The 13,049-nt window shown below is 67.9% G+C and carries 9 protein-coding genes; 5 read left to right on the forward strand and 4 right to left on the reverse strand.

Annotated features, from left to right (window positions below; all coding sequences use genetic code 11):
• Window positions 1–712: 712 nt before the first annotated feature.
• Together BMX74_RS41305 and BMX74_RS41310 are read right to left on the reverse strand one after the other, a co-directional pair.
• Window positions 713–2,545 (reverse strand): S9 family peptidase, encoded by a 1,833-nt coding sequence (locus BMX74_RS41305; protein WP_091105887.1) that lies wholly within the window; start codon window positions 2,543–2,545, stop codon window positions 713–715.
• A 17-nt stretch (window positions 2,546–2,562) separates the two neighbouring features.
• Window positions 2,563–3,564, reverse strand: coding sequence for a LuxR C-terminal-related transcriptional regulator (locus tag BMX74_RS41310; protein WP_091105889.1), 1,002 nt, complete (start codon window positions 3,562–3,564; stop codon window positions 2,563–2,565).
• A gap of 1,538 nt (window positions 3,565–5,102) precedes the next feature.
• Between BMX74_RS41310 and BMX74_RS44690 the strand changes: the two genes are divergently transcribed.
• A complete protein-coding gene (locus tag BMX74_RS44690) occupies window positions 5,103–5,588 on the forward strand; it encodes an AfsR/SARP family transcriptional regulator (protein ID WP_177227716.1) in 486 nt (161 codons plus the stop codon).
• 76 nt (window positions 5,589–5,664) lie between these two features.
• On the opposite strand, the gene BMX74_RS41320 is transcribed toward BMX74_RS44690, so the two are convergent.
• A complete protein-coding gene (locus tag BMX74_RS41320) occupies window positions 5,665–6,051 on the reverse strand; it encodes a helix-turn-helix domain-containing protein (RefSeq protein WP_091105892.1) in 387 nt (128 codons plus the stop codon).
• A 281-nt stretch (window positions 6,052–6,332) separates the two neighbouring features.
• On the opposite strand from BMX74_RS41320, the gene BMX74_RS41325 reads away from it, so the two are divergent.
• Window positions 6,333–7,598: an ATP-binding protein gene (locus BMX74_RS41325; protein ID WP_091105893.1), complete on the forward strand. Its 1,266-nt coding sequence runs from the start codon at window positions 6,333–6,335 to the stop codon at window positions 7,596–7,598.
• 1,228 nt (window positions 7,599–8,826) lie between these two features.
• Here BMX74_RS41325 and BMX74_RS41335 read toward each other — a convergent pair.
• Entirely contained in the window at window positions 8,827–9,537 is a 711-nt protein-coding gene (locus BMX74_RS41335; RefSeq protein WP_091105896.1) for a hypothetical protein, read from the reverse strand.
• A gap of 412 nt (window positions 9,538–9,949) precedes the next feature.
• On the opposite strand from BMX74_RS41335, the gene BMX74_RS41340 reads away from it, so the two are divergent.
• The 3 genes from BMX74_RS41340 to BMX74_RS41350 all read left to right on the forward strand — a co-directional run bounded on the left by BMX74_RS41340 (window position 9,950) and on the right by BMX74_RS41350 (window position 13,044).
• Complete coding sequence (locus tag BMX74_RS41340) at window positions 9,950–11,128, forward strand: prolipoprotein diacylglyceryl transferase (protein ID WP_091105897.1); 1,179 nt, start codon at window positions 9,950–9,952, stop codon at window positions 11,126–11,128.
• 261 nt (window positions 11,129–11,389) lie between these two features.
• Entirely contained in the window at window positions 11,390–12,394 is a 1,005-nt protein-coding gene (locus BMX74_RS41345) for a DUF932 domain-containing protein (protein WP_091105898.1), read from the forward strand.
• 179 nt (window positions 12,395–12,573) lie between these two features.
• On the forward strand, window positions 12,574–13,044 hold the full coding sequence (locus BMX74_RS41350; RefSeq protein WP_091105900.1) for a hypothetical protein: 471 nt from the start codon (window positions 12,574–12,576) through the stop codon (window positions 13,042–13,044).
• Window positions 13,045–13,049 lie beyond the last annotated feature (5 nt).

Raw genomic sequence — 13,049 nt, forward strand, 5'->3', positions numbered from 1 at the left:
CGCGGCGTTGGCCAGGCCGGTGGAACAGACGCGCACGTCCCCACCGCTGACGACGGCCACCTGGGCGCCGACGACGCCCAGCGACTCGGCGGTCTTCTTGACCAGAAGCCGGTGCCGTCGAGACCGACGCGGCAGACCTGGCGGCGGTAGGGGTCATCGGCCACCGGTCCTGAGGCGGTGAAACAGACGCCGGAGGAGTCGGCGTGGAGGATCTCCTGCACGGCCCACTCGCCGCGGGTGAGCTGAACCGTCCGCTCTCGACTGAGATTCGAGTTCCCCGGCCCGGTCGTGCAGATGACGGAACCCACGTCTTAGCCGGGTGGACGGCCTTTGAGTTCGTGGATGGCCAAGAGGGGCCGGCTGGCGAGTGGGCGACGCTGATAGCCGCCAGCAGGCCTTTCACCAGGCATTGCGTCATCTGCCCCGGCCCGACCTGGCTGCTGCCTCGCCCGCTGGCCGGACGCACGCCGGACCGCTGTTCCTGGCTGACCGGCCCGCCCGCCCCCGGCCCTCGCCCAACAACGATCTTGGCTGCCGGTGCCGCCTGGTGGCCCGTGGTCGGCGTCGGCCGTGCGGTCGCTGTCCCCTCCGGCACAGCCGCCGTGCGCATCGCCCTCCTCTCCTGCGGCCTCACCGCAGGAGAGGAGGTGCTGCTGCCGACCGCCACGGTAAGCCGGGGGCAGGCTGGCAGTAGCTGGTCTGGGTGAAATCGTCAGCCCACGTGGAGCGATGCGGAGCGGTCGGCAGTTGTGGCAAGCAGGTGGGTGTGAAGGAACGTGCTGATGGCCTCGTACGCGGTTAGTTCGTTGGCGCGGTTGGTGAAGCCGTGGCCTTCGTCGGGATAGATGTCGTAGCGGACTTCGACGCCGCGTTCGCGTAGCCGGGTGACAATCTGGTCGGATTCGGCCTGGGGGACGCGTGGGTCATGGGCTCCCTGGATGACGAACAGGGGAGCGGTGATGCCGTCGGCGTAGGTGACGGGGCTGCGCTCCAGGAGGTGTTCGGCGCAGGTGTCGGGATCGCCGAGGACGGTGGCGACGAACGTCTTCCATGTGGGGGGTGACGCCTTCGCCAAGGTGAGGAGGTTGCTGGGGCCGCAGATGGAGACGCCTGCCGCCCATGGGTAGGGAAGGCGGGCCAAGCAGGACAGAGCAGCGAAGCCGCCGTAGGAAGCGCCCATGACGGCGAGGCGGTTCGGGTCGGTCCAGTCGAGGGTGCGGAGGTACTGGATGGCGTGGTCCAGGTCGTCGAGGTCGATGCCTCCCCAGTCGCGGTAGATGAGTTTCTGGTGGGCGGTGCCGTAGCCGGTGGATCCGGCGAAGTTGGGGGCCAGGATGGCGATTCCCTGGTGGAGGAGGTGCTGGTAGAGGCCGGAGCGAGCGTAGATGGGTCGTTCTTGGGATTCTGGGCCGCCGTGCACGGACAGCAGGACGGGATGAGGTCCGGGGCCGTCCGGGCGGTAGAGCAGGGCGTGGACGTCGCGGCCGTCGCGCGCCGGGTATGTGATCAGTTCGGGGGCGATGGGGTTGATGACATGCAAGGCCGGGGGGCGGGTGTCGGTGAGGTAGCGAAACTCATGGCGAGCTAGGTCCAAGACCGCTAGTTCTGCCGGCCTCGCCGCGGAGTTGATGAGGACAACTGCCAGGGATGCGTCAGGCGCCAGGGACAGGGCGGAGATGACGCCTGGCGGGATGTCGGGGAGCGGCAGTGGAGTACCGTCGCGGTCGGCGTGCAGGCAGGAGCGGCCCGCCTCGTTGACTGACCAGATGCGGACTCCTGCGGCGGTGTCGAGGACCTCGACATCCCAGCTCGGGCTGGCGATCGGTCGAATGGTCTCGGCCGTGAGGTCGTAGAAGGCCGCGGCGGTGAACTCGCTCCAATGGTCGGTGAGCAAGTAGAAGCCGCTGGAATCTGCTGCCCAGCCGCAAGGGTCGAAGACGCCCGCACCGAGGGCTGATGTCACGCAGGTCGGCTCAGCGTCAGGGTTGCTCAAATCGGTGAGATAGGCAGATACGTCGGTGTTGGAGCGGAAACCGCTCGACAACAACCAACGGCCGTCGGGGGAGAGGCCGACGGCCTCGAACGCGACGCCCTTGGGTGGCTTAAAGCGGCGAAGCTTGTCGGTTTCCAGGTCGCGGACGATCAAGTCTTGGGCGGCGGGGTCGCGGTCGTTGGCGGTGTAGGCCAGGAAGCGGCCGGTCGGGTCGAACGGAGATCCCGCCAGGAAGCGCTGGCAGTCCGCCCCGGGGCCGATCTCGGTCAGGCCGCTGCCGTCCAGGGCGACGAGGTAGAGGCGGTACTGCTCATCGCCGTTTTCATCGGCGGTGAAGACCAGCTCGTTGCCGGAAGGTGTCCAGGCGATCTGCCGGACTGTCCGGTCGTCGAAGCCGGCCACGCGGCGCGGCTCGCCACCGGCGACGGGAACGACCCACAGGTCATAGTGTCCCGAGACGTGGCTGGAGTAGGCGACCAGCTGGCCGTCCGGGGACAGCGCGAGGGTGGGCTGGAATCGCTGTTGGGGGACAAAGTCCAGGTATCCGGGCATGACAAGACCTCTCGAGTTCAGTCGATCCAACCGCGGCGTACTGCTGCGGCTCCAGCGGCGAAGCGGGTCTCCACGCCCAGCTCATCGCGGATGGCGGTCCAGTGTCTGCGCATGGTGTTGACACTGATGTCCATCCGCCGGGCGATCGCCTCGTCGGATAGTCCTTGATTGAGCAGCTGTAGCACCTGCAGCTGCGTGGGTGTGAGCGGCGCGGCGGCCTTCGCGCTACCGAACGGGATCGCCTTCTCCCATAGCAGCTCGAAGTACTCCCGCAGCGCACCGACGATGACGGGCGAGCGCACGAGCAGCGCCCCTCCCATGCCTGTCGGTGTCAAAGGAAGAAGTGCGACTGCTTCGTCTGCAAGCTTCATCTTCATCCCGATGCGAGGCAGCAGCCGCGCTTGTTCCCCGGCTTCGACCGCCGCCTCGATCGTCTTCGCGCCGATGGGATGTTCTGCGCAGCGGGTCTCATAGATCGCTCGGCATTGCACCTGGCCCTCGAAGACCGGTAGCGGTACGTACCCGGTGGTGTCCTCGACGGGCGCTTCCAGGACGTAGTTGTCAAGCGTGAGCCAGTCGTGCCGCGCGGCGTTGATGAGTGCGTAGGACAGGCGGCTGATCTCGTCCCGGTCGGTGACGATCTGTACGAGCCGGTCCATCGCGGAGTTTGAGGACGGCGCGGTTGGTGTCTGGTGGAACTCCCTCAGGCGCTTGTGTCCAGTCAGTAACCGCTCCTGATCGCTGATGAGGCGGCGCGAAAGATCCGCTAAGACGCCCTGCAGCGCGAGCTCTGGGGGAGCCGGCACGAGCCGTGGCGGCATCGAGGGGCCGTCCGGTCGGCGATGCGCCATCCCGCGGGCCGTGAGTTCAGCGACTTGCTCACTGCTTCCCAGCAGGGACGCGGCGTCGTCCTCAGGGCAGCCGCCCTCTGTGAGCAGCATGGAGTACGACACGAAGATCTCTTTCGGGACGACGCCTTCCAATAGGCGCTGTGCTTTGACCTGATCCTGTTCGTCCATCGCCACCTCCGGGTCAGAGAGTAGTGGCTCTGATACGCCGTGTGATGGGCCTTCGTGTCGTGTCGGGCGATGAGTGGTTTCGAGCGATGGTGAGTTTTCACCATTGAGCGCTGTGCCTCAGAGTCCCGCTGTCATAGGCGTTTTCGCTGCGCTGGACGTCACGCCCTCGGTCAGTTGCTGCGGTGAAGAGTTCCACCACTTCCGTTGCGGTGCCGCGCACGATCTGATCAGTGCGGACGCCTGAGAGCGGCAAGGGAGGCAGTATGTGGCGGCGACTCGGCGAAGATGTAGCGAGGAAGCTGAGTGCAGCGGTTACGGCGTCAACTCTGCTTTGCGTCGGTTTGCCGGCCTCTGCGTTGGCTAACGCAGAGCCTTACTGTCCGCAGGTGGGCAGAGCGCCACGTCAGGTGTACGACATCGAGAAGTTCTGTGCGCTGGTGTACGGCGACCTGATGGAAGGCCGGGCGCCGGATCTCCTGGGGCTGCTGGAACGGTCGCAGCGCAATCCGATACTTACCTCGCCCCCTTCTAAGCCGCAGAAGGTGTCGAAGCCACGTGACGTGGCTTCTACGGTGAGATCGCCTGAAGCTGAGCCAGCTAGATCTCATCGGAGGGATGCCGAACCGCGCAGGTTGGGTGAAAGCGGCCCGGAAGCTGGCCAGGCTCCGGGTCGAGCTCTGAACCGGGATCGTCAGACAAGAGCCGACCGTCAGCAGCACCCACGGAGGGAGGATAGGAAGCCATCGTCAACGACGGTTTCCACACCACCAGCTCCATCGAAGACGCCGTCGGCATCGGTCTCCACATCCTCCCCTGAGCCGGCACGAGGCGCAGCGGTGAGACCGAGGTCAGGTGATCTGTCTGAGGCGATGGGTCCGCTCGGTGCTGCGCTGGCGTTCGGGCTCATGCTCATGGTTTTGAGCGCTGCGCTTATCGGACGTCTCCGGTCCTGGCCGGCGCAGGCGAGCGCGGGCTCTTCTACCGTGGGCCTGTCTGGCGGTGCCGCGCGTCCACGCCGTATCGATGGCCGCAACGGTGAGGAAGCTGAGAAGACTGAAGTACCTCCCGCGGCTGTCCTGGCATCCGCTGGGACGCAGGCGGCCGGGGTCTACTGCGTGACGGCGGAGTCGGCGGAGTCGGCGGACGAGCCTGACCGTAGTGAGCATCTGGCGGTGACTACGTCTCAGCTTGACCAGGCCAGCTCCCGCCCGACGGTTTTAAGGGCAGGAGCGGAGGCTGAGTCGCTCATCATGCCAGGCGCCACAGCCGGGCTGGGGTCGGGCTTCGTGGCGGCGGCGGGGAAGGCGAAGGTCGAGGTGCTGGGGGTACCACGGCTGTCATTTGACAGGTCGGAGGTCCATTTCGGCCGTGCCGAGGCGCGCGAGTTGTTTGCGCTGCTTTCTGTGTCGCGGGACGGAGTTTCGGCGGAAGGGATCACTGAGGCGCTGTGGCCGGGGGAAGTTGGCGGGCGCCGCTTGGAGTCGGCGGTGCGGGAGATCAATCGGGCTATGCGGCAGGCGACAGGGTGTGCGGCCGTCGTGCGCTTCGTGCTGAAGTCCGGGGAGCGGCGACTGCTGCCGGCGGCATCGTTCGATGTGGACTTCTGGCGGTTCGAGGACGCGTGCAAGCTGGCTTCGATCGCCGCCGAGGACGCTGTGCGGGTGGCGGCGCTGCATGAGGTGCTGGCCTTGTATCGGGGGGAGCTGCTGGCTGGGCTCGATGATCTGTGGGTGCTGCCGTTGCGGCAGGCCGCTCAGCGACAGGCGGCGGATGCCGCTGAACGGCTGGCCGAGCTGGTGCGGGCCGATGATCCAGGCCGGGCGGTGGACGTGCTGCGGTTGGCGGTCGAGCGTATCGATCCGTGCAGCGAGACGTTGTGGTGCCTGCTGATGTCGGTCCAAGGCGAACTCGGGCGCCTGCCCGCAGTACGGCGTTCGTTCCAGCTGTTGAGGGAACGGCTGGCGGAAATCGACGCGGTGCCGAGTCCGCACGCCCGGCAGGTGTATGAGCGGTTCATTCGTTAGTCAGGCCCGTCAAAGAGCGGCGGATGGCGGAGACCCGGCGATTGGTGGAGATCGGGCAGTGGCCCCCGGCTGGGGCTCACCCTTCTTGAAGAAGGCGCTGGTCGTGCCTTGCGTAGGTAGCCAGCATCTCGGGCGTGAGGAGATGGGTGGGGCGGGTGCCGTAGATGCGGGCCAGAGAGCGGAGCGTCGAGACGGATGGCCGCCGGCCTACTTGTGGCCAGTTCTCGTAGTCGTAGAGGCGAGACTCGCGCAGTCCGGCACCGACGGTCCCAGCAAGCCGGTGGAAGACCTCGATCGTCTGCGCCGCGGTGAGTCCGGCGGCATACCGGTAGAGGCGGAGCGGGGTGGCGGGGTGGTCGAGGCGGAGGATGACGGCGATCTGGTCGATGGTGAAGCCGTGCTGGCGTAGGTATCGGCTGCGGCGGCGGCAATCGAGAAGCGTCTGGTATCCGGTGCCGGGCATGGGCTGAGGTCCCTTCGTCGTGCAGCGCGTGGTGGTGCGCGGGCCCCGGGTTCGGGGGTTCGAGGGACGGTAGGCGGGCTTTGATGAGGGACTCCAGTCTGCGCGTGGGGTGATCGCCGAGCCGTTCGCCGGGTGTCGGTGACGCTACGGCCGGTGCTGCCGCAGGTCGGGGTTCGGCGCGGGTGAGGGCGTGGGCCGGGGGTGTGATTCGGCCGGCGAGGTGGGTGATCGTGCTGGCCGCTCCTGGACCGGCCGGGGGCGTGACCGGAAAGGCAGCCAGCATGAACGACCTCACGCAGCACGCGACCTCGAGCGAGACGGTCGACAGCCTCATTCCGCAGGGCCGTCAGCAGCAGCCATTGGGGGAGGAGTTCTCGGATCTGGCGCCAGGGCTGGTGATGTCGACGTTCCGCTCCTCGCGGCTGTGGGGTGGGGTCGCCTGGCGGCGGGCCTTCGCCGGGAGGGCGGATCAGTCAGCTCCAGCCCGGCGGATGGTCGGGCAGCTGCTGGCGGACACCGGGCGGGCGGATGACGCTCAGTGGGTGACGGCCGAGCTGGTCAGCAACGCGCTGCGGCACACACGCTCGGGGCAAGCGCAGGGCTTCTTCGTCATGGAGGTGCTGTGGGGAGCAGCGGTAGCTCGGATCGTGGTCCATGATCTGGGCGGCGACTGCGTCCCGGACTTCTCCCGCATGCCCGGTTCGGTGCCAGAGGAAGCTGAGCACGGGCGGGGCTTGCTCGGGGTCGCTGAGCTGGCGATCCGGGTGGGAGCCGCGGGTGATGCGAGTACTGGGCACGCGGTCTGGGCCGACCTCGCTCTCACCAGCGAAACTGCGTGCGCACCTCGAAGAGCTGACGTGGTTCATCGGGGCCCGGCGGTCGAGGCAGCCGCTCGCGCCGGGCAGGTGCAGGAGGCGGCTGCTGTGCGGGAGATGGAGCCAGGGGATGCTGCGCCAAGCCACCTGGCGATTCGTGCCACCGCCTGCTGCGACGGCGCACCCCTGGGGGAGGAAGCTGCGGGCGAGACCGGGCCATTGTTCGGTCGGCCTGCCCGGCGTCTTGATGGCTTCAGGGAACAGACCTGGCTCGGCCAGCGGGAAGGAGGTCGCAGGCCTGGGCCCTCGCTCAGGCTTGTGGGAGGCAAGACGGACCAAGCGTCCGCGTTCGGGCAGGAGCCGTGGGCGCAGCAGGCGCTGGCCGCGCTGCGCCGGGACTGGCCTGATTGGGCTTTCCTGGTGGTGCGGTATCAGTGGCTGGGGATGCGCGGCAAGCAGGTGTTGATCAGCGCCACTGGCCCCGACGAGCTGCGGCAAGCCCTGTCATCGGACGAGCCGTTCGAGCACCTGCCGATGCCGAACGTGTCGCTGTCACCGGGGGCGGACGCGGGTGGGGCGTGTAGTGGTGATGCCGGGGCGGGGCTGAGCGGCACGCTGACGGCGGTTGGGCCACCGTCAGGGGTGTTGGGCGCTGAACGGTCGGGGACGGGCACGTGGCGGTTGCTGCCGCTGGCCCGGTGCGGGTGGATTGGTGGCCGTACGGGTGGCTGATACGGCCATGGGTCAGGCCTCGGGGTCACTCCCGGCCGACAGCGCGGGCCGGAGAGGGCGATCGCGGGTGGGTCGTGACCGGTTTCCTGCTGGCGGGGGCGGGCCCCGTCATCAGTGGGTCCGGTCGAAGGCCGGCGCAGCGGTCGCTGTCGCCGCCCGAGCGGTGGCATGGCCGTGTGATCGTGGAGTGCGGGCTTGACACCCGGCGTGCAGGTGAGCGTTGATACCTGTCCGGCGCGGAGGGTGCTGGGTGGGCCTGGGTGGGTTCGCCTCGCGTCCGGGGCGAGGCGAACCACTCCTGGGAACGGAGAGGGCCGCGTCCGCCTCGGCTTGCGCCTGCGCGGTTGGGGCATGGGCGGCAGCGGAGGCGCTCCTGATGGGAGCAGATTTTCATACTGGAAACTGGGGTAGCGTTCGCCTACGCGATTAAGACTGCTATCCCTTGGAGAGCTCGTTCTTGCCGGTCAAGCCGTTTTCGGAGGTAGCGGTGGACCGCCCGACTCGTCTAAAGACGACTCCTGCGAATATGTGTGCGTGCGTTTTCGTGACTGTTCATGCTGTTCACGCCTGCCTTGCCGCTTCCCTTTCTTCTTTGGCTGCCAACAGTAAGTGACCGGCCTGCGGTTTGGCCGGGGCTGGCCCCCGTCAACCTTGGCCTGAGCGGCGAGCGTGTCTTCGTCTTGACTGGTCGCGCCGGGTCTGACGTGCGGCGGGGCGGCGTGGCTGGGGGCTGTGCGGGTTGGCGCGGTTTTCGTGTGCCGGGGCGCAGAATCGCCGAAGAACTTTACCTTTCGGTCTTGGAAGTATAGTCCAGTTCCCTATTGGTGGCCGTGTTGTCGAGCTAGAATAAGAATGTCAGCAGGAAATTCAGAAAGGTGGGGAAAATGGCTTATCCGTCGAGTGGCTGGGACGGCAAGTTCATGACGGTGGCGGCGGCTGATGTGCGGCCCACGGATGTAGTGCTTAACCCGGCTCGGTATGTCACGCGGACGGCAGACCTACCGGACGGCATGATCGATATCTTTCGTCCGGCCCACCCGTCGCAGCCATGTGAGGGGTGCGACGCGAGGCCGGGGGAACCGTGCGAATGGGATTGCTTGGGGTTGGCGGCGTTGGATGACGCGACCGGCTACGGGTTCGCCGACGTGGGCTGATCAGTCGGGGGATACGCGCGGCCCCGGTACCGCTGTGGGGCGGTACCGGGGCCGTCCGGGTGTTGGGGCGTCGATTAGACGGTGATGGGCGCCTCCGCCCCCGTAGGCGCGTCCGTGCCGTTCGTGGTGTCAGCGGACGGGGCGGGCGGATGGATGGCAACGTGAGTGGCGATCAGTTCGGCCACGTCGGCGGGTGGGGTGTCGGCGGGGAGATCAGTGACTGGGTAGGCGCCCTCGGGACCAATGTGTCCGAGGTAGGTCCATTCGATCGTGAGCGGCGGCGCGGAGGGGTCGTCCGGGATTGGACTGATGGGCATGATCAGCTCGACGGGGTGACCCTCGGGTGAGACGTAGCGCTGATGGAAGGTGTGCTCGCAGTGGGGACCGCCCTGGGCGCGGCGTTGGTAGCCGTAGGCGGTGAGGGCGCGGGTGTACGGCACGGTGAGGGGCATGCACGCGGCGATGTCGTCGCGGCAGATGTAGTGGTCACCGAGCATGTCGGTCATATGGTTGGCGATCACCTTGAAGTCGGGCTGCCCGCCCGGCATGCATTCCTCGCAGGTGCGGGCGTCTTCGCGGGTGGCGCAATGGCCGCCAAGGGTGAACATCTCCTCGTAGGTGCAGATTTCCAGCAGGGTGCCGTCGTCGCCGTGTTCGGGGCGGACGATGACGGGCTGATCGTGGCGGTCGTCCCACATGATCGCCCATCCGAAGCCGTGGTCGGCCAGCGAGCGGGCATGGCCAGGTTCCACCGCGCGGCGATCGGCGGTGTCGGTGTGTCTCATGTGCCATTCCCTTTCATCCGGTCCGGCGCTATTCCGGTGTGGGGGTCGGCGGTGTTTCCCGCTTAATTCCATGAACGCTCGACCCCATATCGATGTCAAGCGGTATGCGTATTCATCTCGCAGATCTTTCTCGCTGAATTCGGGCAATCATGCATCGTTCGCCGTCGTCCGGCGGAATGCATGAAGAGCTGGATCGGTCATTGATGTCAAGTCGATCGGATTGCCTTTGTGGAAGCTGTTGACGCAGATCAGTGATTGCTTCGTTGGGTTAGCCTCTCCAGCCGTTGGGGTGACAACATTTGTTGGCCGGTCGGCTTGCCAGCTGCGTTATGTGCGAGGGATGGTCGTAGCGCAAACGAAAAACACCGGCCTGAGACGGGGCCGGTAATGCGACCGGAAAGGGCGTCACGCAATGGCTATTCACACCCCGGAAACGACCGCTACCGAGACTGTTTCCGTTGACGCGGAAACCGCCGTTACCGTTCCCGCTGACGCCGCGCCCCTGACGGCCTCTGACGGCCCAAAGACCGCCGCCCCGGACGCTGACCCCGCCACGGACGCTGACGGGCGTGTGGCGGCGGTGTGGGCGGCGCTGAACGCTGAGCCGGGCGGGTCGGCCACAGCGATCGGGGCGGCGGCCGGTCTGAGCCGGATGGCGGCGGGCAAGATCCTCAACCAGTTCGAGGCCGACGGTCGTGCCCGCCGTGAGCCGGGCGTGAGCGACGGCAGCACGCGCGGCCGGGCGGCGGACCGGTGGTTCCCGATCATCGCCGGAGAGCCGACCGGTAGCGCCGACACGTCCGCGCCGGGCCCGGACCTGGTAACGCCGGATGTCGTGCCCTCCGCGCTCACCACGCCGGACACGGACACGCGGGACGCTGACACGGTACCCGCGCCGGACGAGGAGGCTCTCCCCGACGCCACCGATTCGACCGACCCCGCCCCGGCGGATGGCCCGACCGACGGCGAGGAGGACCTGATCGCCGACGACGCAGCCCATCTGGGTCCGGACGGGACGGACGGAGACCTCGACTCGGCCCCCGAGGCCGCCGCATCAGAGCTGGTGTCTGAGCCGGTGGCAGATGATCCGGCGTGGGCACACGCGCACGCCGAACTGACGGAGCTGGTGAACCTGTTCAGCGGGGCAATCATGGCGAAGGACGAGGGAAACGTCGTGATGGCGCTGGGATGCCTGGAAATGGCAATGGCAAAGGTCCCCACTGTCCACCGCAACGCGCGGGCGGCGTTGACCGGCACCTCCACCCCGGCCCGCGCGGGATCGAGTGGCCGTCCGGGCACGTCCGCCAGCGGCGCGGGCACGGGTGACATGGTGCGGGCGGGTGCGTTGCGGGACATGGTTCACGCGCACCTGATCGAGTTCCCGGACAAGGACTTCACCCCGTACGAGATCGGGCGGGTATTGGACCGTTCGTCCGGGGCGGTGGCCAACGCCCTGGACCGCCTCGTCAGCCTCGGCGACGCGGTGTTGACCTGTGAGCGGCCCCGCCGGTTCGCCCTCGCCCCCACCGCCAACCCCAACCCTGTCGGCACGGACCCGGACGGCGCGGGGGCCGACACCTGCGGCGGCTGAGCCGGGCCGGGGCGGGCCGCCTGGCCCCGCCCGCCCCGGCCCGGCATCGGGCGGGACACCCCTACAGCCCGCCCGCGCGCCCGGCCCGCGCCGCGCCTATCGCCTACGGCACTCACCCCTCTGCCTCGCGCCGGGCGGCATCCCCTTCTACTACTGATCACCGGCACGTCGGCCCGCACGGGCTGGGGCCGGACCCCCACTCACACCCATCGCGGCATCGCGTCTGTTCCGCATGCCACGCATCAGAAAGGCACTGTTGTCATGGCTCACGAAATCGAGATCTTCGTCAACGGTTCGGCCGGATTCGCCGCCGCTGGGAAGCCGGGCTGGCACGGGCTCGGTTACACCGCGCCCGGCCCGATGACCGCCGAGGAACTTCTGTCCAACGCCCAGCTCGCCGGATGGAACGTGCGCAAGGTGCCGGTCGGTCAGGTCACCGACCCGGTCACCGGCCAGCCGGTCGTCACGGACGAGGACTTCCTCGTGGTGCGCACCAACCCGGTCACCGGCCAGCCAGAGCGCCTCGGCCGGGTCGGCAGGGACTACCAGGTCCTCCAGAACGAGGATGTGACCGACTTCCTGCAGACCCTGGTGGACGAGTCCGGGGCGATCTTCGACACGGGCGGGTCGCTGAACGGCGGGCGGCGGGTGTTCGTCACGATGCGCCTGCCCGAGCCGCTCATGGTCGGCGGGTTCGATCAGATCGACCTCTACCTGGCGGCGTTCTCCCGGCATGACGGGTGGGGCGCGTTCACGACGGTTGCGACCCCGGTCCGGGTGGTGTGTGCCAACACCGAACGGGCGGCGTTGGCGAATCACGCCTCGAAGTTCACCGTCCGGCATACCGGCAACGTGGCCGGGCGCATCGCCGAGGCCCGCGAGGCGCTCAGGCTCACCTGGAAGCACGGCGAAGCGTTCGCCGCCGAGGCCGAGAAGCTCCTCGCCGTCCCGATGGACCTTAAGGAGTTCCGTCAGTTCGCCACCCGCCTCCACCCGCTCCCCTCGGACGCGAAGGAACTGGCCAAGCGCAACCACGACCTGACCATGCGCGAGCTGGAGTACCTGTTCGCGCAGGCCCCCACCCAGGAGCCGATCCGTAACACCCGCTGGGCCGCCTACAACGCGGTGACCGAGCGGCTGGATCACAAGAGCCCAGTGTTCGGCAGCCGCGACGCGGCCACGGTGCGGGCCGAGCGGGCCCTGCTCGACGATCACGACAACGCCAAGATCAAAGCCCGCGCCTTCCGGATGCTGGCCACCGTCTGACAGGCCCGCCCGTCCGGTGCGGCCCTGACGTGGGGCCACACCGGACACCCAAGCCGGGCGTACCGAACCCCGCGTCAGTGGCTCGCACCCCGCTCGCGCACCGGGCTCGGGTCCCGGCCCGCGCCGGAACCGGACGCCCGCCCCTCACAACCCACCAGCTGCCAGCGAAGGAGTTCATCATGGGACGACTCGAAGACCTAGCCCTGCACAACGCCAGCCTCGCCCGGCATGAGCTCAGCGAGGCCCTCAACCGCATCGTCTGCCTTGACGATGAGGGGACGTTGCGCGATAAGGACCTGGGCCGTATCGCCTACGCCTACCACCGAATGTCATGGTGGCAGCAGGTCACCGACCTCACCCACGGCTGTGAGGAGACCGTCGACGGTGCAACCGCAATACTGATCGTCCGGCAACGGGCACAGGAACTGCTGATCAACGCCCGCCCGCTGGTCAACGGCGGGTTGTTCGCCTTGGCGATGGCCGAGTCCCGTCGAGGCGGCGCGCGTGCCTTCCTGGACGCGACCCAGACGCTCGCCGACGCACTCACCCCGCCTCCCGGGCGAGACGCCGAGCCGGTCAACGCCACCACCGCTCACGCCATGCCCGCCGGGGCCGAACATGCGGCTGCCGTCAAGGAGTACCGGCCGTGACAGTC

This window comes from Nonomuraea pusilla (assembly GCF_900109355.1).
GTDB classification, from domain to species: Bacteria; Actinomycetota; Actinomycetes; order Streptosporangiales; family Streptosporangiaceae; genus Nonomuraea; species Nonomuraea pusilla.

What these genes read in the sequence shown, in the direction of transcription:
- BMX74_RS41305 (WP_091105887.1), bottom strand. Translation starts at nt 2,545, where the DNA reads ATGCCCGGATACCTGGACTTTGTCCCCCAACAGCGATTCCAGCCCACC.
- BMX74_RS41310 (WP_091105889.1), bottom strand. Translation starts at nt 3,564, where the DNA reads ATGGACGAACAGGATCAGGTCAAAGCACAGCGCCTATTGGAAGGCGTC.
- BMX74_RS41320 (WP_091105892.1), bottom strand. Translation starts at nt 6,051, where the DNA reads ATGCCCGGCACCGGATACCAGACGCTTCTCGATTGCCGCCGCCGCAGC.
- BMX74_RS41325 (WP_091105893.1), top strand. Translation starts at nt 6,333, where the DNA reads ATGAACGACCTCACGCAGCACGCGACCTCGAGCGAGACGGTCGACAGC.
- BMX74_RS41335 (WP_091105896.1), bottom strand. Translation starts at nt 9,537, where the DNA reads ATGAGACACACCGACACCGCCGATCGCCGCGCGGTGGAACCTGGCCAT.
- BMX74_RS41340 (WP_091105897.1), top strand. Translation starts at nt 9,950, where the DNA reads ATGGCTATTCACACCCCGGAAACGACCGCTACCGAGACTGTTTCCGTT.
- BMX74_RS41345 (WP_091105898.1), top strand. Translation starts at nt 11,390, where the DNA reads ATGGCTCACGAAATCGAGATCTTCGTCAACGGTTCGGCCGGATTCGCC.
- BMX74_RS41350 (WP_091105900.1), top strand. Translation starts at nt 12,574, where the DNA reads ATGGGACGACTCGAAGACCTAGCCCTGCACAACGCCAGCCTCGCCCGG.